The following is a 1,502-nucleotide window of genomic DNA, read 5'->3' on the forward strand; positions in this document are numbered from 1 at the left end:
AAGCGAAGGCTTCGCTCATGGCGTAGTCGGTTTAGGATGTCAGATACCCAAAACTACTACGCCTTCTTTATCCCAGAGAAATCACCGAACTATTGACTCTATATAGATAGCTTTTGAAATCTTTTTATTCTGTCTATAGGTATATTCCCTTAACATAATGCTCACTCATACAACAACCTTATAGGTAAAAGGTGGGTCTATATATAAATGCATAAACAACTGACCATGAAAATATTAGCAACCTTAGTATGCTTGCTAGTTGTAACAGCAAGTTTTGCCCAACAAAATTCAGTGAAGGAAAAAAGCGATTCATTGCAGAATCAGAATATAGACAATATGCCTATCCTCAAAGGTCAAGGGAATGCGTTAGACATACCTACTCGAAATGGGAAGGGGGATGCAATACCTATGCCTAACCGGTCTATGCCAGTTGCCTTAACTTCTAAAGAACAAGTTTCAGTGAGTTTGAAAGCCAAAAGCGAGCAAGTAAAGCATTGGTCAGTAGATTCATTGTTCCGAGTGATGCCTAATACAACTCTGCCTAAGAAGAACTAAACAGTTATAGGCTATCACATTTCTTATGATAGCTAACAGGAAGGTTAAATCGTAATCTCAGAAAAATCTCTTAACATAACTCTCGTTATACAACTCCTCCCTAAGAAGTACAAGATTTAGGCTTGTCTAAATCTTGTACTTCTTAGGGAAGCATAAAAGATTAAGTTAGTCTGTCACTAACCAAGATGTCACAGCAACTCGACCAACATGTCAGTATCATCCCACTGGCTCCTCTACATCAGCCTGATATTGATCGGCTGATGCTCGATATTGCCAATGAATTCGTGGAGTCTATTGCTACAGCAGAAACCAAGAAAATCATCGAGTTGTCGTTGTTGCCCACTGACAAATATTGGGTTGCTCAGGTAAACGGAAAAGTAATAGGCACGATAGGTTTTACGATGATAGCTAATAGTACAATTGTTCTCAAACGGGTATTTCTGGCCAACGATCATCGAGGAAAAGGGATAGCTAACGCGCTCTTGACAACTGTCCTAGATTGGGTGGCCCATCATCAGATCCGGTATATCTATTTGGGCACGATGACTCAATATAAGGCCGCTCAAAAGTTTTATGAGAATAACGGATTTACCAGAATTAGTGAAGCTGATTTACCGGCTGATTTCCCGAAGTTTCTATTAGATAGCGTTTTTTATCGGTTGGTAGTGGGGTAAAGAACTATATGTCCCATCTTGAAAAAAGTACAATTTTATAAACATATCAGGACTTATTTTTTCTGTACTTCTTCCAGAGGAGTTGTATAACTAACTTTATGTAAAGAGATTAAAGCTAGGTTTATAATTAATAGCCTATACTTGTATAAATTAGAAAAACACAATTCAACGGTACTTTGGGGAGTCGCCAACATTCGTACGGAATGTTCCATGAAATAATTGTCATGGACTTAATTGTCTAATAATGTGTGCATTACCAAAATGGTAAAGGAA

Annotated in this window: 2 protein-coding genes; both read left to right on the plus strand. The window is 38.1% G+C overall.

The genetic code is table 11. From position 1 onward, the window contains the following. Window positions 1–225 precede the first annotated feature (225 nt). Window positions 226–555 (plus strand): hypothetical protein, encoded by a 330-nt coding sequence (locus B157_RS0113180; RefSeq protein WP_157618433.1) that lies wholly within the window; start codon window positions 226–228, stop codon window positions 553–555. 185 nt (window positions 556–740) lie between these two features. Beyond that, entirely contained in the window at window positions 741–1,229 is a 489-nt protein-coding gene (locus B157_RS35280) for a GNAT family N-acetyltransferase (protein WP_020603787.1), read from the plus strand. Window positions 1,230–1,502 lie beyond the last annotated feature (273 nt).

The organism is Spirosoma spitsbergense DSM 19989, assembly GCF_000374085.1.
GTDB classification, from domain to species: Bacteria; Bacteroidota; Bacteroidia; order Cytophagales; family Spirosomataceae; genus Spirosoma; species Spirosoma spitsbergense.